This window comes from Frankia tisae (genome assembly GCF_025403405.1).
Taxonomy (GTDB): domain Bacteria; phylum Actinomycetota; class Actinomycetes; order Frankiales; family Frankiaceae; genus Frankia; species Frankia tisai.
This window is the reverse complement of the sequence record NZ_JANEZT010000090.1, coordinates 1-19067: the sequence shown is the minus strand read 5'-3', so window position 1 is coordinate 19067 and position 19067 is coordinate 1. Positions and strand designations below refer to the sequence as shown.

18 protein-coding genes are annotated in these 19067 nt (G+C 72.6%); 3 read left to right on the top strand and 15 right to left on the bottom strand.

Annotated features, from left to right (window positions below):
* Positions 1-151: 151 nt before the first annotated feature.
* Positions 152-877, bottom strand: a complete 726-nt coding sequence (recO, locus tag NBZ85_RS11385) for a DNA repair protein RecO (RefSeq protein WP_261556575.1) — start codon at positions 875-877, stop codon at positions 152-154.
* 185 nt (positions 878-1062) lie between these two features.
* Between recO and NBZ85_RS11380 the strand changes: the two genes are divergently transcribed.
* Positions 1063-2136, top strand: a complete 1074-nt coding sequence (locus NBZ85_RS11380; RefSeq protein WP_261561916.1) for an NUDIX domain-containing protein — start codon at positions 1063-1065, stop codon at positions 2134-2136.
* A 58-nt stretch (positions 2137-2194) separates the two neighbouring features.
* Here the strand turns inward: NBZ85_RS11380 and era are convergent, their stop codons facing one another.
* The 9 genes from era to hemW all read right to left on the bottom strand — a co-directional run bounded on the left by era (position 2195) and on the right by hemW (position 11235).
* Positions 2195-3139, bottom strand: a complete 945-nt coding sequence (gene era, locus NBZ85_RS11375; RefSeq protein ID WP_261556562.1) for a GTPase Era — start codon at positions 3137-3139, stop codon at positions 2195-2197.
* A 1-nt stretch (position 3140) separates the two neighbouring features.
* On the bottom strand, positions 3141-3545 hold the full coding sequence (locus NBZ85_RS11370) for a cytidine deaminase-like protein (RefSeq protein WP_261556563.1): 405 nt from the start codon (positions 3543-3545) through the stop codon (positions 3141-3143).
* Complete coding sequence (locus NBZ85_RS11365; RefSeq protein WP_261556576.1) at positions 3542-4903, bottom strand: hemolysin family protein; 1362 nt, start codon at positions 4901-4903, stop codon at positions 3542-3544. The genes NBZ85_RS11370 and NBZ85_RS11365 overlap by 4 nt, the downstream gene beginning before the upstream one ends.
* 19 nt (positions 4904-4922) lie before the next feature.
* Positions 4923-5468: an rRNA maturation RNase YbeY gene (ybeY, locus tag NBZ85_RS11360; RefSeq protein ID WP_261556564.1), complete on the bottom strand. Its 546-nt coding sequence runs from the start codon at positions 5466-5468 to the stop codon at positions 4923-4925.
* A 34-nt stretch (positions 5469-5502) separates the two neighbouring features.
* Positions 5503-6549, bottom strand: coding sequence for a PhoH family protein (locus NBZ85_RS11355; RefSeq protein ID WP_261556565.1), 1047 nt, complete (start codon positions 6547-6549; stop codon positions 5503-5505).
* A 145-nt stretch (positions 6550-6694) separates the two neighbouring features.
* A complete protein-coding gene (locus NBZ85_RS11350) occupies positions 6695-7519 on the bottom strand; it encodes a 16S rRNA (uracil(1498)-N(3))-methyltransferase (RefSeq protein ID WP_261556577.1) in 825 nt (274 codons plus the stop codon).
* A gap of 73 nt (positions 7520-7592) precedes the next feature.
* Positions 7593-8735: a molecular chaperone DnaJ gene (gene dnaJ / locus NBZ85_RS11345; protein WP_261556566.1), complete on the bottom strand. Its 1143-nt coding sequence runs from the start codon at positions 8733-8735 to the stop codon at positions 7593-7595.
* A complete protein-coding gene (hrcA, locus tag NBZ85_RS11340; RefSeq protein WP_261556567.1) occupies positions 8735-9754 on the bottom strand; it encodes a heat-inducible transcriptional repressor HrcA in 1020 nt (339 codons plus the stop codon). The genes dnaJ and hrcA overlap by 1 nt, the downstream gene beginning before the upstream one ends.
* A gap of 245 nt (positions 9755-9999) precedes the next feature.
* Entirely contained in the window at positions 10000-11235 is a 1236-nt protein-coding gene (gene hemW, locus NBZ85_RS11335; RefSeq protein ID WP_261556568.1) for a radical SAM family heme chaperone HemW, read from the bottom strand.
* Between the two features lie 228 nt (positions 11236-11463).
* Here hemW and NBZ85_RS11330 point away from each other — a divergent pair, with 228 nt between their 5' ends.
* The gene (locus tag NBZ85_RS11330) at positions 11464-11619 is read left to right on the top strand and encodes a hypothetical protein (protein ID WP_261556569.1); all 156 of its coding nucleotides are present in this window, start codon (positions 11464-11466) and stop codon (positions 11617-11619) included.
* Between the two features lies 1 nt (position 11620).
* On the opposite strand, the gene lepA is transcribed toward NBZ85_RS11330, so the two are convergent.
* On the bottom strand, positions 11621-13468 hold the full coding sequence (lepA, locus tag NBZ85_RS11325) for a translation elongation factor 4 (protein ID WP_308204987.1): 1848 nt from the start codon (positions 13466-13468) through the stop codon (positions 11621-11623).
* A gap of 325 nt (positions 13469-13793) precedes the next feature.
* On the opposite strand from lepA, the gene rpsT reads away from it, so the two are divergent.
* Positions 13794-14063, top strand: coding sequence for a 30S ribosomal protein S20 (gene rpsT / locus NBZ85_RS11320; protein WP_261556570.1), 270 nt, complete (start codon positions 13794-13796; stop codon positions 14061-14063).
* Between the two features lie 114 nt (positions 14064-14177).
* Here rpsT and NBZ85_RS11315 read toward each other — a convergent pair whose 3' ends face one another.
* The 4 genes from NBZ85_RS11315 to NBZ85_RS11300 form a co-directional block, all read right to left on the bottom strand.
* Positions 14178-14531, bottom strand: coding sequence for a hypothetical protein (locus NBZ85_RS11315; protein WP_261556571.1), 354 nt, complete (start codon positions 14529-14531; stop codon positions 14178-14180).
* Entirely contained in the window at positions 14528-15538 is a 1011-nt protein-coding gene (gene holA / locus NBZ85_RS11310) for a DNA polymerase III subunit delta (RefSeq protein WP_261556572.1), read from the bottom strand. The genes NBZ85_RS11315 and holA overlap by 4 nt, the downstream gene beginning before the upstream one ends.
* Before the next feature lies 1 nt (position 15539).
* Positions 15540-18095 carry a ComEC/Rec2 family competence protein gene (locus tag NBZ85_RS11305; protein ID WP_261556573.1) on the bottom strand — a complete coding sequence of 852 codons (2556 nt, stop codon included), beginning with the start codon at positions 18093-18095 and terminating at the stop codon, positions 15540-15542.
* A gap of 7 nt (positions 18096-18102) precedes the next feature.
* A partial coding sequence (locus NBZ85_RS11300) for a ComEA family DNA-binding protein (RefSeq protein WP_261561915.1) occupies positions 18103-19067 on the bottom strand: 965 nt, incomplete at its 5' end.

Below are 19067 nucleotides of genomic sequence, written 5' to 3'. Positions count from 1 at the left end.
GCACACGCCCCCCGACCAGCACACGCCCCCCGACCGGCGCGTGTCCCCCGACCGGTGTCCGGAGAGCCGTGGACCGACCGGAACGACACCGTCCCGGCGCGGCCACTCGAACGGCGCGGTCCCGCGCCGGCCCGGCCACGGCCACGGCCACTCATGCCCGTTCCAGATGCGGTAGCGCGCGCAGCCCCCGTTCGAGATGCCACTGGAGATAGGCGGCGACGATGCCACCGGCCTCCCGCCGGGCGCGGACGTCGCTGACCAACGCGCCGTCCCAGTCGCCGCGCAACAGGTCGGTGAGGAGCCGCACCGCCCCCGCCGAGACCGACGCAGCGCCGTGCGGACGACATTGCGGGCACACTACGCCGCCGCCCGCAACGGACAACGACAGGTGCTGCCCCGGCTCCCCGCACCGCGCGCAGTCGTCCAGGGCCATGCCGTAGCCGGACACCGCCAGCGATCGAAGCAGGAAGGCGTCCAGCACGAGCGGGGCCGGCCGCTGTCCCGCGGCCAGGGTGCGCAGACCACCGACGAGCAACAGGAACAGCCGCAGCGCGGGCTGACGCTCCTCACTGGTCAGCCGCTCGGCGGTCTCGAGCATCACGGCCGCGGCGGTGTGCCGGCCGTAGTCGAGCGCGATCGTCGCCCCGTAGGGGGAGATAATGTCGGCCTGGGTGACGGTGTCCAGCGAGCGGCCGGAGTGCATCATCAGATCGACATACGTGCCCGGTTCCAGCCGGGAGCCGAACCGCGAGGACGTCTTGCGCACACCCTTGGCGACGGCCCGGACCCGGCCGTTACGCCGCGTGAGTACGGTGATGATGCGGTCCGCCTCGGCGAGAGGGGTCGTTCGCAGGACGACCCCTTCGTCGCGATACACCGGCACCCGCCCATGGTTGCACGACCCTGGGTCGGCGCGGTAAGGCGAGGTCATCCGGCAGAGGGCGGCGACGAATCAGCCCCGTTTTGCAACCTCCCGTACACAAGGAAGTACAAATAGACAACTCTGCCGACGGATACCGGCCTCGCCTGCACCACGCGCCGCCGGTTGCGGATGATGGTTCGGTGCGGGTGGTACGGCGGGCGGCGCGAGCAATCCTCATCGACAGCGACGGCCGCCTGGTGCTCTTCCGGCGGACGCTGCCGAAGCGCAAGCCCTACTGGTCCACGCCCGGCGGCGGGGTGGACCGCGAGGACGGCTCGGTGGAGGCGGCGCTGCACCGCGAGCTCGCCGAGGAACTCGGGGCGACGGTCGACCGCGTCCAGCAGGTGTTCCTCACCAGCCCGCCGCGCGGCGACGGGATCGCGGTGTCGCACTTCTTCGTCTGTCGCCTGGTCTCCATGGACCTGAGCAAGCGCACCGGCGAGGAGTTCACGAACCCCGCCAAGGGCCGCTACGACGTCGAACGGATCGATCTGCACGGTAAGAAGCTCAACCGCTACGCCCTGCAACCGCCGGAGGTCAAGGAATTCATCCTCGCCAACCGCCAGGCGCTGCTGGTCGCCGCACTCACCGACGACGCACCGCCGCTGACCCTCGCCGACGACCCGGCCGCTGCCGCCGCCGTCCCACCCACGCGGTCCGAGACGGCAACCGGCTCCGCTGAGGCACCGGCCGCCGACGGAACCTCGGCGACCGACCAGCCCGTGGCCCCCGGCGATGCCGGCGCAGCCGAGCCGGCCCGACCATCCGGCCGGGCCCCGACGTCTCCCGAGGACGGGACGTTCGGCGAGCCCCCGGCATCCGCCGAAGCCATCCGCCCCGGCCAGGGCACTACCACCGGCCAGGGCACCACGGCCGGCAAGGCCGTGCTCACGGACAAGGCCGTGAGCACAGACGAGACCGTGAGCACGGACCAGGCCGGGATGTCCGACCAGGCCACGGCCACCGACCGGCACGGGACGGCCGGCGACGCCACGCTGTCCCAGCACGCCGGTTCCGGTGACGTCGGGGCGCCGGATGACGGATCCCCGGCCCCCTCGACCATGAACGCCGGCAACGTGGCGGAGCGGCGGCGGCGGGCCATGCCACCGATCCTGGAGATCGTCGACGGTGCGGTCGTCAACGACGGGTCCGACCCGCCGACCCAGGCGCTTCCACGCCCGCGTCGGTGGCCCCGGTGGCCGTTCCGCCGCTGACCGGTGCCGTACGCACCCACACCGCGGGTCGGCGGTGGGCCCCGTCCCGTCCGCGGGGTTAGAAGCCCAGGCGGCGTAGCTGGCGGGGGTCTCGCTGCCAGTCCTTGGCGACCTTGACGTGCAGGTCCAGGAAGACCGGCGTCCCGAGCAGCGCCTCGATCTGCCCGCGGGCCCGGGTGCCGACCGCCTTGAGTCGGGAGCCGCCGGCGCCGATGACGATCGCCTTCTGGCTGGGCCGCTCGACGAAGACGTTGACCCGCACGTCCAGCAGCGGGTTCTGCGGTGATCGGCCCTCCCGGGGGATCATCTCCTCGACGACCACCGCCAGCGAGTGGGGCAGCTCGTCGCGGACCCCTTCCAGGGCCGCCTCCCGGACCAGCTCGGCGACCATGACCTGCTCGGGCTCGTCGGTCAGCTCGCCGCCGGGGTAGAGCGCGGGCCCCTTCGGCAACCGCGCGGCCAGCAGTTCGGCGAGCACGTCCACCTGGTAGGAGCGGATGGCGCTGACCGGGACGATGTCGCTGAACTCTCCGAGGCCGGCGACGTCGAGCAGCCGCGCGCCGATCCGGTCCGCGTCGCCGACCTTGTCGGTCTTGGTCAGGATGGCCACCACCGGTGTCCGTTTCGGCAGGCGGGACAGCTCCTCGGCGATGAAGCGGTCACCGCGGCCCACGGGCTCGTCGGCGGGCATGCAGAACCCGACGACGTCGACCTCGGACAGCGTGGCCCGCACGACGTCGTTGAGCCGCTGACCGAGCAGGGTGCGCGGCCGGTGCAGGCCGGGCGTGTCGACGAGGACGAGCTGGGCGTCGGCGCGGTGCACGATGCCCCGGATGGCGTGCCGGGTCGTCTGCGGCCGGCCGCTGGTGATGGCGACCTTGGTGCCGACCAGGGCGTTGGTCAACGTCGATTTGCCGGCGTTGGGCCGGCCGACGAGGCAGGCGAACCCGGACCGGAACTCGATCGGGGTCGTGCCGCCGGGGGCGGGGCTTGGGGTCGGCACGCTAGCTGGTCGCCCTGCGGCGGGCCACGCCGTCGGTGCCACCGAGGAAGACGGGGACGCCGGCGCCGAACTCGGCAAGAGTAGCGAGATCATCGCTCGCAATTTCGTCACCCTCGGTGACAACGGCCGCGGCCTCGAAGCGGCGCGCCCCGCTGGAGACCGCCGCGGCCACGGCCGCCCGCAGGGCCGAGATCGCCAGCTCGGGCCGGCTCAGGCCGACGGTGGCGGCGGCGTAGGTGCGGCCGTCGGTGTCGCGCAGGGCCGCGCCCTCGGCGCGCCGACCGTCGGGGACGTGGGCGCGCAGCCGCGCCGAGCGGGCCAGGACGAGCAGCTTCGCGTCCTCCGCGGCCAAGTCGAGGGCCGCCCCGGCGGGCGCGGTCGCCGGCCTGGTCGGATCTGGGGTCACGAGATCACCTTTCCGTGCTGTGATGAGCGCCCGGCCGGCTCACCGCTGTCTGCTCCGCCCGGGGCCGGGTCATCGGCGCGGGCCTGCGGGCGCGGCGGGCGGCTGACGACGATCGTGCCGATCTGGTTGCGCCGGCCGGCCGCCCGTTCCGCGGACAGCCGAAGGCCGCCGACCGTCACCGTCGCGCCCGGGATGGGCACCCGCCCCAGGGCGGTGGCCAGCAGGCCGCCGACGGTCACCGAGTCGTCCGCGCCGGGCAGCTCGTCGACGTCGAAGTCGAACAGTTTGGCGAGGCCGTCCACGTCGAGCCGGGCGGTGACCCGGGCCGTATCGGGATCGAGCCACTCCACCGGTGCCACCTCGCTGTCGTACTCGTCGGTGATCTCGCCGACGATCTCCTCGAGGATGTCCTCGATGGTCACGAGCCCGGCGGTCCCACCGTACTCGTCGATGACGATCGCCATGTGGGTCCGCGACGCCTGCATCTCCCGCAGCAGATCGTCGGCGGGCTTGCTCTCCGGCACGAGCACGGGCGCACGCATGATCTCGGCGATGGGGCCGTCCTCGTCGCCATCGCGCTCGTGGCGGACCATGTCCTTGAGGAAGGCGATCCCCACGACGTCGTCGACGCTTTCGCCGATCACCGGGATCCGGGAGAAGCCACTACGCAGCGCGAGCGAGAGGGCCTGGCGGACGGTCTTCATCGACTCGATGAACACCATGTCCGGCCGGGGCACCATCACCTCCCGGACGAGGGTGTCCCCCAGCTCGAACACCGACGCGATCATGTCGCGTTCCCCGCGCTCGATGACCTCGTTCTCCTCGGCGAGGTCGACCAGGTCACGCAGCTCCGCCTCGGAGGCGAAGGGCCCGTCGCGGAACCCGGGACCCGGAGTGACGGCGTTACCCAGCGCGATGAGCAGACGCGGCAGCGGCCCGAAGATCCGGGCGAGGCGGACGGTGAGCCCCGCGGTGGCGAGCGCGACCGCGGGCGCGTGCTGGCGGCCGAGCGTCCGGAACATCACCCCGACGAGGATGTAGGCGATCAGGGTCGCCACCAGCGTGCCCAGCCCGACCGCGGCGAGGCCCGTGCCGTAGGCGTGCGCGAACAGGATCGTCAGGCAGGCGGCGGCGAGCATCTCGCCGACGATCCGCAGGAGCAGCAGCAGCGCGAGAAAACGGCCGGGGTCGGCCACCACGGTGGCGAGGTTCGCCGCGCCCGCCCGCCCCTGGCGCGCGAAGTTCTCCACCGACACCCGCGACACCCTGGTCAGGGCTGCGTCCACACAGCCGAGCCCCGCGGCGGCAAGGGAGGCGACCACCGTGATGAAGACAAGAAGAAGATCGCCGGAGCTCATCGGCTCCCCCGTGCCGGGGTCAGCGCGCGGCGGTGGGGCCGGGCTCTCCAGCTCCGTCCGCACCGTCCGCACCGTCGGCGGGACGTTTCCCGCCGACGGCCTCCACCGCGACGTCCCAGGACGCCAGCAGCTTGTTCTGGATCTTCAACATCTCGCGTTCCTCGTCCGGCTCGGCGTGGTCGTACCCGAGCAGGTGCAGGATGCCGTGGGTACACAGCAGATGCAGCTCGCGTTCGCGGGAGTGCCCCGCCTGCTCCGCCTGACGACGCGCGACCTCGGGGCAGAGCACCACGTCACCGAGCAGCGTCGTGGGGTCGTCATCGGCCGACTCCGACCAGGACGCGTCGAACGCGTCGTCCTGGGCGAAGGACAGCACGTCGGTCGGGCCCTCCTCGCCCATGTACCGCACGTGCAGGTCGGCCATGGCCTTCTCCTCGACCAGCATCACCGACAGCTCCGCGAGCGGGTTCACCTTCATCGCGTCGAGCACGAACCGGGCGAGCGCCGTCAGCCGGATCTCGTCGACGTCGTTCGCGCCTGACTCGTTGGCGACGAACACGGCCATCAGCTGTCCTCTCCGAGCCCCGGCACCGGCACCGTCACCGTCGCTCCCGGCGGCTCGGGCGGCCGGGAGCCGCCGGGGCACCGGCACTGTCCTCGACGGCGTCCCAGCGGGCGTACGCGTCGACGATCTCGCCCACCAACCGGTGGCGAACTACGTCGGAGCTGGTCAGGGACGCGAAATGGACGTCCTCGACACCGTCGAGGATCTCCCGGACGACCCGCAGCCCGCTGCGGGTGCCGCTGGGCAGGTCCACCTGGGTGACGTCACCCGTCACCACGATCTTGGCCCCGAAGCCGAGCCGGGTGAGGAACATCTTCATCTGCTCGGGCGAGGTGTTCTGCGCCTCGTCGAGGATGATGAAGGCGTCGTTCAGGGTCCGGCCGCGCATGTAGGCCAGCGGGGCAACCTCGATCGTCCCGGCCTGAATCAGCCGCGGGATCGAGTCCGGGTCGATCATGTCGTGCAGCGCGTCGTAGAGGGGCCGCAGGTACGGGTCGATCTTCTCGTACAGGGTGCCCGGCAGGAAGCCGAGTCGCTCCCCCGCCTCGACCGCCGGCCGGGTCAGGATGATCCGGTTGACCTTCTTGGCCTGCAGTGCCTGAACCGCCTTCGCCATCGCCAGGTACGTCTTGCCGGTACCGGCGGGCCCGATCCCGAACACGATCGTGTGGTGGTCGATCGCGTCGACGTAACGCTTCTGGTTGAGCGTCTTGGGCCGGATCGTCCGGCCCCGGTTCGACAGGATGTTGAGGGTGAGGACCTCGGCGGGCCGTTCCTCGGAACCGCTGCGCAGCATCGCCAGGGAATGGTCGACGTGCTGCGGGCTGAGCTCGGTGCCCGCGTCGAGCAGCGCGATGAGCTCCGCGAACAGCTTCGTGGCCAGCTCGTTCTCCGCCGGCGGACCGGTGATGGTGATCTCGTTGCCGCGCACGTGGATGTCCGAGGAAAACGCCCGCTCGACGGTGCGCAGCAGCTCGTCCTGGTGGCCCAGCAGGCTCACCATGCTGTGCGGGCCGGGGACGACGATGCGCGTCGTGACCGGAGCGGGCGACGCGACGGGTGGCGTGACGGATTCGGGCATAGAGAGCGGCCAGCTACGGCCGCGGCACCTCTCGGGATCGATAGCCGTGGTGGGTGGTGCGACGCGGCGGCCTGGCATCAGGTCGGCGCCCTGCCGAGGCAGGAGCCGCCCGCCGCAAGCCAGCCGCGGGCTCTACCCCGCCAGTCTATCCATCATCACGCCGAGCGTCCCAGCGGCCGAGATCCGCCAGGACGACCGAGGACGCGACCACGCCGGCGGTGGAGGTACGCAGCACGGTCGGACCCAGGCGCGCCACCGCGGCGCCGGCCCGGCGCAACGCCTCCACCTCTGCGTCGGCGATGCCGCCTTCGGGCCCCACGACCAGCAGAATCTCCGCCGCCTGCCCGGTCTGCGCCGCCGCCGGGACGGCCGCCGCCATCCCACCGACGTCCTCGGCGCCCACGTCCGCGGCGCCCACGTCCGCGGCGCCGAGGCGGGCCAGGCCCACCAGCGGCTCGTCAGCCTGCTCGTGCAGCACGACGGTGAGGGCCGCCGACGCCACCCGCCGGGTCAGTTCCGCCGCCCCGACGAGGGCACCGACCACCGGCCAGTGCAGTCGGTGGGACTGCTTCGACGCCTCCGCCGCGGCCCGGACCCAGCGTTCCCTGGCCCGTGCGCCACGCTCGCCCTCCCAGCGGACCACTGACCGCGTCGCCGACCACGGCACGATCTCGTCGACGCCGACCTCGGTCAGCATCTCCACCGCCCGCTCACCGCGATCGCCCTTGGCCAGCGCCTGCACAACGACGAGACGCGGATGGGGCGCCGCCGCGTCGACCCGCCGGCGCACCGCGCAGTCGATCTCGTCGCGCCGGACCGCCACGACGGCGCACTCCAACCCCGCCCCGTAACCGTCGGTGACGTCCACCGACTCGCCTGGCCGCAACCGGCGCACCGTCGCCGCATGACGCCCCTCGGGGCCGGCCAGGGTGAACACGTCCGCGGTGGGCAGCGGGGACAGCCGGAACAGCGCGTTGGTCAGTGGAGATCCTCTCCACGGGGAACGAGCGTCGGGCGGCCCTGGGGCCGACCGTGACGGCGGGTCAGCGCCCGCGCCGCGAGCCGCGACGGCGGAACAACCCGCTCGCGCCGCCGCCGGCGGAGCCGCCCACGATCGCGGGCGCCTCCTCGTCGCGGATCTTCGCCAGCTCCCGCAGCAGCCGCTCCTGCTCGGCGTCCAGCTTCGTCGGCGTCTCCACGTTGATGTGGATGTGCAGGTGCCCTCGCCCGGCGGCGCGCAGGTGCGGGACGCCACGGCCGGCGAGCTTGATGACCTCGCCCGGCTGGGTGCCCGGCTTCACCGCGATGGTCTCGGTGCCGTCGAGGGTCTCCAGGGTGGCGGAGGTGCCCAGCGCCGCCGAGGTCATCGGCAGCGGCAGCTCACAGTGCAGATCGTCGCCCTCGCGGGTGAACACCTGATGCTGGCGCTCGGAGACCTCGACGTAGAGGTCGCCGGGCGGCCCACCACCGGGACCGACCTCGCCCTCCCCGGACAGCCGGATGCGCATCCCGTCCTCGACACCGGAGGGAATCTTCACCGTCAGGGTGCGGCGCTTGCGGACCCGACCGTCCCCACCGCAGTCGCGGCAGGGATGCTCGATCAGCGTGCCGGTACCCGAGCAGCGCGGGCAGGGACGAGAGGTCACCATCTGCCCGAGAAAGGATCGGGTGACCTGCTGAACCTCCCCCCGACCGCCGCAGGTGCCGCAGGTCGAGGGGTGGGTGCCGGGGGCAGCCCCGGCACCGGTGCAGGTCGAGCACACGGCCGCCGTGTCCACGGTGATCTCGCGGGTGGCGCCGAAGGCGGTCTCGGCCAGGTCCAGCTCGATCCGCAGCAGCGCATCGTTGCCGCGCCGGACCCGGGAGCGGGGGCCGCGGGCCGTCCCGCCGCCGAAGAAGGCGTCCATGATGTCGCCGAGCCCGCCAAAACCGGCGCCGAACGGCGAGCCGGCACCCCCACCACCACCGGGCGCGAGCGGGTCACCGCCCAGGTCGACGATCTGGCGCTTCTCCGGGTCAGAGAGCACCTCGTAGGCTGCGGTCACCCCGCGGAAACGCTGCTGCGCTTCCGGGTCGGGGTTGACGTCTGGATGCAGTTCCCGGGCAAGTTTGCGGTAGGCCCGTTTGATCTCGTCGTTCGACGCGTCTCGGCGCACGCCGAGCACTGCGTAGTAGTCCACGGCCATCAGTCGGCACCCAAGAGTTCACCCACGTATTTGGCGACGGCCCGGACGGCCGCCATCGTCCACGGATAGTCCATGCGCATCGGGCCGACCACTCCCATTCCGCCCAGGGCGAAAGGACCGCGGCCATAGCCGGTGGCCACCACTGCAGTCGTCCGCAGGGCGTCCACGTCCGTCTCTCGACCGATGCGTACCGTTACAGTACCGGTCTCGCGGGCCGAGCCGATGAGCTTCATCAACACGACCTGCTCCTCGAGCGCCTCCAGTATCGACCGCAACGAATCGGCGAAGTCGACCGAGGCCCTGGTGAGGTTCGCCGTGCCGGCCATGGCGAGGCGCTCCTCCGGGCGCTCCGCCAGGGATTCCAGCACCACCCCGGTCATCGTCGCCAGGCACGGCCGCAGCTCGGGGCGGGTCTGGTCGGCCAGGATGGCGACGACCTCGGGTGCGTCGGCCAGCCGTTGGCCGGCCAGCGCGCAGTTGAGGGTAGCCCGGAGCTCGCCTGCGATCTCGTCGTCCACGGGCGTGAGGCTGTCGATGATCCGCTGCTCGACCCGCCCGGTATCAGTGATCATCACCATGAGCATCCGGCGCGGTCCGAGGGTCACAACCTCGATGTGCCGGACGCTGCTGCTCGACAGCGACGGGTACTGCACCACCGCCACCTGGCGGGTGAGCTGGGCGAGCAGGCGAACCGAGCGGCGCACGACGTCATCGAGGTCGACCGCGCCCTCCAGGAAGCTCTGGATGGCCCGCCGCTCGGCCCGGGACAGCGGCTTCACCCCGGACAACCGGTCGACGAACAACCGATAGCCCTTGTCTGTCGGAATACGCCCGGCACTGGTGTGGGGCTGCGTGATGTAGCCCTCTTCCTCCAGCGCGGACATGTCATTACGGACAGTAGCCGGCGAGACGCCGAGATTATGACGCTCCGCCAGCGCCTTGGAACCCACCGGCTCGTTACTGAGGACAAAATCCTCCACGATCGCCCGTAGGACTTCGAGCCGCCGATCCTCTAGCACGCGGTCGCACCCCCTTCACCAAGCGGGACGTGGCCGGGCCACGGTGCGCGCACCTGCACCGACGGACACCAGGCCTGGCACTCGGCCGCAGTGAGTGCCAAGTGTAGCCGCCGGCCCTGTTTGAAGCACAGAACATGAGCCGCTCCACGAATGGCGGGTGAGGAGCTGGCAACATCCTTCCCACCGAACGACCACGGGGGTATCCCGGTTCCGCATCGCCGCAGCCACGCCCGATCGGGTGCCGGTCAGTCGGGTAGCAGCGCCCGAACCACCGTGTCGGTGAGCAGGCGACCGCGCCGGGTCAACCGCACTCGGTCGAACTCGAGCGCGCCCGGTTCGACCAGGCCGGATCGGGCGAGGTCCGCGCAGGCCGCCAGCCCGGCTTCGTCAAGCTCGGCGACGCCGAGCCCCTCCGCCAGCCGCACCCCCAGCATGACGCGCTCGACCCGGCGGGTGGACGCGTCGAGTTCCTCGCGCGCCGCAGCCGGACTGCGCTGGGCGGCGAGGCGGGCGGCGTACTCCGCCGGATGGCGCACGTTCCACCACCGCACGCCGCCGACGTGGCTGTGAGCCCCCGGGCCGAAGCCCCACCAGTGATCGCCTCGCCAGTAGCCCAGGTTGTGCCGGCACCGGGTGGCCGAATCCCGCGACCAGTTGCTGACCTCGTAGTTGGTCAGCCCGGCGGAGGTGAGGATCTCGTCGGCGAGCAGGTACCGGTCGGCGAGCAGGTCGTCGTCCGGCTCGAGCAGCTCGCCGCGGCGCACCCGGCGCGACAGCTTGGTGCCCTCCTCCACGGTCAGCGCGTAGGCGCTGACGTGGTCCGGCCCCAACTGCACGGCCGCCCGCAGGCTCGCCGCCCAGTCGGCCTCGGACTCGCCCGGAGCCCCGTAGATCAGGTCGAGGCTCACCTGTTCGAACCCGGCCTTGCGCGCCCAGCGCATCACCTCGGAGACCCGCCCGGGGGTGTGCCGGCGATCCAACGCCGCCAGCACATGCGGCCGGTCGCTCTGCATGCCGAACGAGATCCGCGTGTAGCCCGCTGCGCGCAGCTGCTCGAGCTGGGCCGGATCGACCGACTCCGGGTTCGCCTCGGTGGTGACCTCCGCGCCGGCGGCGAGCCCGAACTCGGCGTCCAGGGCACGCAGCAGGCGGGCGAGGTCGCCCGCGGAGAGCAGGGTCGGCGTGCCCCCGCCGACGAACACGGTCGAGATGGCCACGTCGACGTCGCCCAGCACCGCCCGGGCCAGCCGGATCTCCTGCGTGGCGATGTCGACGAAGGTCGTCAGGCCCACCGAGGAGACCAGCGCGCCGCCCAGGTCCGCCGCCGTGTAGGTGTTGAAGTCACAGTAGCCACAGCGCGCCGCGCAGTAGGGCACGTGCACGTATGCCCCGAACGCGCGCTCGGCCAGCTCGGCCAGCGCGGCCGACGGGAGAGCGCCGTCGTCGGGCGGAGGTGACCCGTCGGGAGGCTTTTGTGGCATGCCCCCAGTGTGCCCCCAACGCAGGGGGTTGTAGCAACGCCACGTTTGTCAAGCGCACGAGCGGGCCGCCGATGGCCACGCCGGGACCACATCGGGACCAGCATCGGGAAGAGCCAGCCCGGCGGCATGGACGAGACGTCGAGCACGTTTTGTCACCGTTGTGTACGGAAGATCGGATATGGGTGGGCCATCGTGAGCCGGTCGAGCCCGATGCGAAAAGATCAGGCCATGGACGATGACGCACGGGCCGTTCTCGAGGAGATCTCCGAGCTGCTCCCGCCCCGAACCACCGTGTATCGTTCCGGCGCCGCCGCGCCCGTCGGTGACCGTCCGGTCGCCGAACCGGCGACCGAACCGATCCGCCTGCCGGCGAGCCCGCTGTAGGTCACTTGGCCGTCGCGGACTTCCCGGTGTCGGTGGACAGTGCGGCGATGAACGCCTCCTGCGGGACCTCGACCCGCCCGATGGTCTTCATCCGCTTCTTGCCCTCCTTCTGCTTCTCCAGCAGCTTGCGCTTGCGGGTGATGTCACCGCCGTAGCACTTGGCCAGCACGTCCTTGCGGATCGCCCGGATGTTCTCCCGGGCGATGATCCGGCTGCCGATCGCCGCCTGGATCGGCACCTCGAACTGCTGGCGGGGGATCAGCTCGCGCAGCTTGGTCGTCATCGCCACACCGTAGGAGTACGCCTTCTCCCGGTGGACGATGGCCGAGAAGGCGTCGACGGTCTCGCCCTGCAGGAGGATGTCGACCTTGACCAGGTCGGCGAGCTGCTCCCCGGCCTGGTCGTAGTCGAGGCTGGCGTATCCCCGGGTGCGGGACTTCAACGCGTCGAAGAAGTCGAAGATGATCTCGCCGAGCGGCAGGGTGTACTTGAGCTCGACCCGGTCGGCCGACAGGTAGTCCATCCCCTTGAGCACGCCGCGCCGGCCCTGGCAGAGCTCCATGACCGCGCCGACGAAGTCGGTGGGCAGCAGCAGCATCGCGTCGACGATCGGTTCGTACACCTCGGCGATCTTGCCGCCGGGCCAGTCGCTGGGGTTGGTCACGGTGACCTCGGAGAGATCCTCCATCACCACCCGGTAGACGACGTTCGGCGCGGTGGAGATCAGCGTCAGGTTGAACTCGCGCTCGAGGCGCTCCCGGACGATCTCCAGGTGCAGCAGGCCGAGGAAGCCGCAGCGGAAGCCGAAGCCGAGCGCCGCCGACGTCTCCGGCTCGTAGGTCAGGGCGGCGTCGTTGAGCTGGAGCTTGTCGAGCGCCTCCCGCAGCGCCGGGTACTCGCTGCCGTCGATCGGGTACAGCCCCGAATACACCATCGGCAGCGGATCCCGGTAGCCGCCGAGCATCTCCGTGGCCGGATTGCGGGCGGTGGTGACGGTGTCGCCCACCCGGGCCTGGCGGACGTCCTTCACCCCGGGGATGACGTAGCCGACCTCGCCGACCGACAGCGAGCCCGTCGGATGCGGATCCGGCGAGATCACCCCGACCTCGAGCGTCTCGTGGCTGGCGCCCGTCGACATCATCAGGCAGCGGTCCCTGGTGGTCAGGGTGCCGTCGATGACCCGGACGTAGGTGATGACGCCGCGGTAGATGTCGTAAACGCTGTCGAAGATCATCGCACGGGCGGGTCCGGCGGGGTTGCCGACCGGCGCGGGCACCTGCCGGACGATCTCGTTGAGCAGCTCCGGCACGCCCTGGCCGGTCTTTCCCGACACGCGCAGCACGTCGCCCGGGTCGCAGCCGATGATCGCCGCGATCTCCTCGGCGTACTTCTCCGGCTGGGCGGCCGGCAGATCGATCTTGTTCAGCACGGGAATGATGGTCAGGTCGTTCTCGATGGCGAGGTAGAGGTTCGCCAGCGTCTGGGCCTCGATCCCCTGCGCGGCGTCAACCAGCAGGACCGCGCCCTCGCAGGCAGCCAGCGACCGGCTCACCTCGTAGCTGAAGTCGACGTGGCCGGGCGTGTCGATGAGATGCAGGACGTAGTCCCGCCCGTCCTGCGCCCGCCAGGGCAGCCGCACGTTCTGGGCCTTGATCGTGATCCCACGCTCGCGCTCGATGTCCATCCGGTCGAGGTACTGGGCGCGCATGTTGCGCGCGTCGACGACCCCGGTCACACCGAGCATCCGGTCGGCAAGGGTCGACTTGCCGTGGTCGATGTGGGCGATGATGCAGAAGTTGCGGATCATCGCGGGGTCGGCGCCGGGCGCCAGGTGCGGGGCTACGGACACGCGGAAGGTTCTCGTTTCGCTCGCGGTGGTCACGGGAGCGTGTCCCGTGCCGGGATCTGGGTCGACCTGTCCTTCATCGTGCCAGGAGCCGGCGCGGAGGTTGCGCCGGTGCACCGGCCGCCACCGATTTGGTATTCTGGGCGCCGCCTTGGTGGGCCGCATCGCCGTGCCAAGCGGTCCGGCCGCTCCGCCCCCCGGTGACACCGGGTTCGGCGCAGGTGGCCGGCTTGCTGAGGCGCCGGTAGTCCGGGCCGCCGTGCGCGGCCGGCATCCGTATGATGACGTGTCCGCACCATCCCGACTCGACAACCAGAGGTTCCTCCGCGTGGCCAACATCAAGTCGCAGATCAAGCGCAACCTCACCAACGAGAAGCGGCGGCTGCGCAACAAGGCTGTCAAGTCCGAGCTCAAGACGCACGTGCGCCGCTTCCGCGACGCGGTCGAGGCGGGCGACGCCGATCGCGCCAGCGAGACCCTTCGGGCCGCCTCCCGCAAGCTGGACAAGGCCGTCAGCAAGGGTGTCATCCACCCGAACCAGGCCGCCAACAAGAAGTCGGCGCTGGCCCGCGCGCACGCTAGCCTGGCCGCCAGCTGAAACCGCGCGGCGGAGCCGGGGCGCCACGGGTGCTCCGGCTTTTCTGCGTGCCCACGCTGCCCGCCGCCCTCAGTGTGACCAGCACGACGCCTACCAGCGTGACCAGCACGACGCCTACTGGGTAGCCGGATCGCCATCCGCCGGATCGCGGTCCGCCGGGTGGAGCATCTGGTCGAGCACCTCGTGGTAGCCGACCATCGCGGCGACGGCCAGCGGCAGGACGCCCACCACCCAGGCGCTCGCCAGATCTCCCAGCGCGACGACCACCGTGACCAGTGCGGTGACGGTCATGAGCAGCGCGCGCATCCAGCCGGCGGGCAGGACCCGCAGCCCGAACCAGCCGCCTGGCGGCGGCGCGTCGGAATCGTCAGGCTCCCCGGCGTCGTGCCCCTGAGCCGGCCCGGGCCGGCCACCCGCACCGCCCTTCGACGGGGACGACCCGCCCGGCGGTGGCTGTGCCCCGGTCATGGACGCCCGCCGCGGTGGGCCCGGTCCCGGGGGAAGGACCGCGCCGCGGCCACCTCGCGCAGGAGCTTCTCCAGCGCGTAACCGGCGTCCACGGACGCCCCCTTCACACCGGCGTCCGCCGTCGCCGACGCGCGCAACGCGAGCCCCAGGCCCGGATCGGACCAGGCACGCGCCGAACGCTGCGCCTTCTCGACCTTCCAGTCGGGCATGCCGAGCGCGCGGGCGAGGTCCCACTTCGTCCCCGGACCCGCCGAGGACACCCGAGCGAGATCCCGCAGGCCGCCGGCGACGGCGCTGGAGATCAGCACGGCCGCGGTCCCCCCCTCCATCGCCTGGCGCAGCAGCGTCAACGCCTGCGGCAGGTCACCGCCGATGATCGCGTCGGCGACAGCAAACCCGCTGGCCTCGGCGCGCCCCCGGTGGAAGCGGGCCACCGCGGCCTCGTCCAGCAGGCCGCCCTCGGTGTCGGCGACGAGCTGGTCGCACACGGCGGCGAGCTCGCGCAGATCGCCGCCGACGGCATCGAGCAGGGTCCGCACGGCGCCATCGCTGATCCGCCCGCCGAGGCGGCGGACCTCGGCGACCACGAAGTCGTGCCGGTCCCGCGGCCTGGTGATCTTCGCGGCCGGGATGACCCGGGCGCCCGCCGCCTTCATGGCGTCGGCCAGCTTGCGATTCTTCACCGCGCCGCTGTGCACGAGCACCAGGATGACGTCGTCGAGGGGATGGCTGAGGTAGGCCAGCAGCGCGTCGCGCAGCTCCTCCCCGAGGTCCTGCACCCCCCGGACGACAACCGCCCGGCCACCGCCGAACATCGACGTGGCACCGAGATCCACCACGTCCGCCTCGGTGAGCTCGGCGGCCGCCCGGTCCACGATCTCCACCTCGGGATCGCGGGCACGGGCCGCGTCGAGCACCTCGCGAACGGCTCGACCCACGAGCAGGTCCTCGTCGCCGGTGACGAGCACGAGCGGGGGCGCTGGAGAAGCTGGCACGCGGGTGAGCATGTCACGATCCGTTCCCCGACCGGCGACGCACCACCGAGACCGGGTCGCGCTGCGCCGCGAGCCGGGCCGACGGATTCGCTCCGGGCTCGGGACATCGCTGGCCCGGTTGGCCGGTTCCGGGCGGTGTCCCCGGTGCGACCACGGCGAGCGCCCCGTCCCGGTCGGTCCGGGCGACGGACATCCCGGCCCGCCGCAGCGTGCGCAGGGTCGATGCCGCCGGATGGCCGTAGTCGTTGCCCATGCCGACGCTGATCAGCGCGAAGCGGGCTCCGGTCGCCGCGAGAAAAGCGGAATCCTGATTGGCGGACCCGTGGTGCGGAACCTTGAGGACGTCGGCCCGCAGCCCGGCCCGGGCCTGTGGGTCGCCGACCAACAGCCGTTGAGCGGTTGCCTCCACATCCCCGGTGAGCAGGATGCTCGCGGCGCCGACCCGGGCGGACAGCACCAGGCTGTCGTTGTTGGGATCGCTGTCGGTGCCGTGCAGGACGATCCGGGGCGCCAGCACCGTCCAGCAGACCGCGCCTGCCTGGCCCCCCGCGCCGGCTCCGATGGTGCGCAGCGGCACACCCGCCCGGTCCACCCATCGACGGACCGAACGCCACTGGCCCGCCGGCTCCCGCAACGGGCCGACCAGCACCTCCCCCACCGGCAGCCGGCCGAGTACCCCGGGAAGCCCGTCGACGTGATCCGCGTGCAGGTGGCTCAGGACAATCATCGGTAGGCGGCGCACGCCGAGCTCGTCGAGGCAGCGGGCGAGCAGGTCCGGATCAGGCCCCGCGTCGACCAGCACCGCACTGCCGGGCCCGGCAGACAGCACCAGCGCGTCCCCCTGCCCGACGTCGCAGGCCACCACCCGCCAGCCGGCGGGTGGCCACGAGGCGAACCGCTCGACGACGGCGCAGCGCGCCAGGAGCAGGCCGACGACGGCCGCGGCGGCCGCCCGGCGCCCCCACCGCCGGCGCAGTACCGCCACCGCGGCGACCACGGCGAGCGCCGCCGCGGTGGCCCCCAGGACTCCCGCGGGCCAGCCGACAGTGGCCGCCGGGAGGTGGGCGCAGCGACGCGCGACCGTCACCAACCACCAGCAGGGCAGGTCCGCGACGTGGGCAAGCAACCGCGCGAGCGGCAGCGACACGGCGGCGACGATCAGGACTCCGATGCCCAGCACGGTCGCCGCGGGCACCGCCACCACGGCGAGGACGTTCGCGGGGATCGCGATCAAGCTCAGGCCGCCGCCGATCCACGCCAGCAGCGGCGTGCAGGCGAGCTGCGCGGCCGCCGCCACCGCGAGCACCTCGGCGAGCCGATCGGGCAGCCGCCGCGCGAAGGCTGCGTGCCACCCCGCCGCAAAAACGATCATTCCGCCGGTGGCCAGGACGGACAGCGCGAAGCCGACGGAGACCGCGAGGGCGGGCTGCGCCAGGACGAGCACGGCGACGCTCGCGGCGAGGGCGGGCAGGACTGCCCGAGGCCGACCGACGGCGAACGCCGCCAGTCCGATGAGCCCCATCACGGCGGCACGCAGCACACTGGCGGAGGGCCGGGCGAGCACGACGAACCCGAGCAGCGCGGCCGCGCCGCCCGCCGCCCGCCAACGCAGACCGCGCCGCGCCCAGGCCGACACGACCAGGGCGGAGGCGGTGACGACGGCGACGTTGCCGCCGGAGACCGCGGTCAGATGTGACATCCCGGCCTGGCGGAAGTCGGCACGCAGGCCCTCGTCGAGGCCGGAGACATCCCCGACGACGAGTGCCGGGAGCAGGCCCCGTCGCGGTTCGGGCAGCCCAGCAGCCGCATCGCGCAGGCCGGCCCGCAGCCGGCCGGCGAAACGCTGCAGCGCGGTGGGTTTCCCCCGCAGGCGTGGCGCTCCGGTGGCCAGCACGACCGCGGCAACGGTGTCACCGGCCCGGGGAACGGCGAAGCGGCCGACGACATCCAGATGCTGGCTGGGCAGCAGACCACCCCAGCCGGTACCGCGCCCGAGCAGGACCGCCGAGACGTGCAACCGCACCGCGACGGGCCCGGCGGCGACCCCCTCCAACCGGATGGGCACGACGAACGTCGTGGCGGCGCCCGTCGGCGGACCGACCGAGGGCGCGGACGTGGCGGCCCGTCGCGGATCGTCCGTGACCACGGCCCGGGCAGTCATCGCCGCCTCCCGCCGCACCAGGTCGGCGAGCGGGCCCGTGTCGCCGGGACGCGTCGCCAGCCCGCCGGCGAGGACTCCAGCGGCAAGGAACACCATGGCTGCCAGGGCCGCTGCGGCAGCCGGGGGCAGGGGGTCACTGTCACCGTCGATGGGCGCCGACGATGCGCTGCGCCCGCTGCCGGTACGGCGAACGCTCACCAGGCGGGCCCGGACCAGCAGGCCCACCGGCACCGTCAGGACTGCGGCGGCGGCGGCGGCGAGCGCGGCGTCCGGCAGCGACCAGCGGACCGCGACCGCGGCGCCGGCCCAGGCCGCCAGCGCGGGCATGACCAGCCGGGCGTCGGCCGGCTGCGCCGAGGGCGACGGCGGAGGCAGTGCGAGGCCGGTCTCCATACCCAGCGCGACCATCGCCGCGTCACACCTTCACCAGCGGCAGCAGGTCCGCCAGCCGCTTGTCACCGAGGCCTGTGACCTCCCCCAGCTGTTCCGGCGAGCGGAAGGGACCATGCTCGGTGCGCCACGCAACGATGCGCCCTGCCAGCACCGGACCGACTCCGGGCAGGCCATCGAGCTGCTCGGAGCTGGCGCTGTTCAGGTCGATCTGACCGCCCTGCCCGCCCCCGCCGCCATCGGAGCCGCCGCCGCTCGTACCAGCTGCGGCGGACGCGACGGGCGCCGGGACGGCCATGGCGGGCGGGGGCCCGGGGCGGCCGTCGACGAGGATCTGTTCACCGTCGACCAGCACCCGGGCGAGCCCGATGCCGGTCGTGTCCGTGCCGGCGAGCACTCCCCCGACCCGGTCGATCGCGTCGACCACCCGCGATCCGGCAGGCAGCCGGACCACGCCGGGCCGCGTCACCCTGCCGGCGACGTCGACCACCACCTCAGCAGCCGCGCCGGTGCTGGCCGCCGGGGACGCGACCGCGCCCACCGCGCCCACCGCGGCGGTCCGGCCGACGGCCGTCCTGGCGTCGGCAGAGCCCCCGTCCGGGGTCCCGTCCGGCGCCGCGACCACCATCGAGGGCCGCCGGGCCGGCGCGGCGACTGGCACCGGCCGGTGCTGCCAGGCGAACCAGGTGGCGAGGAGCGCGGCTGCGAGCGCAACCAGGGCAAGGACCAGCGTCGCGCTCGCGGCCGGCGCCGTCACCACGCCGCGCAGGCTGGCCGGCAACCGGTGCGTCAGTCGCTCGCGAACCCCAGGCCAGCCACGCTCCGACGGGACGGGGCGATCGACGATGACGCCGCCATCGGTGCCACGCGGGGTGGATCGCCCGTCGGCGTCGTCGCGGTCGGCCCATCCCAGGGCAGCGCCGTCGGTGTCGTCGTCGTCGGCGTCGGGCCACTCGTCGTCGTCGGCGGCGAAGAGGCCTTCGCGTACCC

Excerpts from the sequence above, each read along its gene's own strand:
- NBZ85_RS11330 (WP_261556569.1), top strand. The coding sequence starts at position 11,464 with ATGGACGATGACGCACGGGCCGTTCTCGAGGAGATCTCCGAGCTGCTC.
- dnaJ (WP_261556566.1), bottom strand. The coding sequence starts at position 8,735 with ATGGCCGTGGACTACTACGCAGTGCTCGGCGTGCGCCGAGACGCGTCG.
- NBZ85_RS11365 (WP_261556576.1), bottom strand. The coding sequence starts at position 4,903 with ATGAGCTCCGGCGATCTTCTTCTTGTCTTCATCACGGTGGTCGCCTCC.
- holA (WP_261556572.1), bottom strand. The coding sequence starts at position 15,538 with ATGCTCACCCGCGTGCCAGCTTCTCCAGCGCCCCCGCTCGTGCTCGTC.
- NBZ85_RS11305 (WP_261556573.1), bottom strand. The coding sequence starts at position 18,095 with ATGGTCGCGCTGGGTATGGAGACCGGCCTCGCACTGCCTCCGCCGTCG.
- NBZ85_RS11355 (WP_261556565.1), bottom strand. The coding sequence starts at position 6,549 with ATGCCCGAATCCGTCACGCCACCCGTCGCGTCGCCCGCTCCGGTCACG.
- NBZ85_RS11315 (WP_261556571.1), bottom strand. The coding sequence starts at position 14,531 with ATGACCGGGGCACAGCCACCGCCGGGCGGGTCGTCCCCGTCGAAGGGC.
- hemW (WP_261556568.1), bottom strand. The coding sequence starts at position 11,235 with ATGCCACAAAAGCCTCCCGACGGGTCACCTCCGCCCGACGACGGCGCT.
- ybeY (WP_261556564.1), bottom strand. The coding sequence starts at position 5,468 with ATGGCCGTGTTCGTCGCCAACGAGTCAGGCGCGAACGACGTCGACGAG.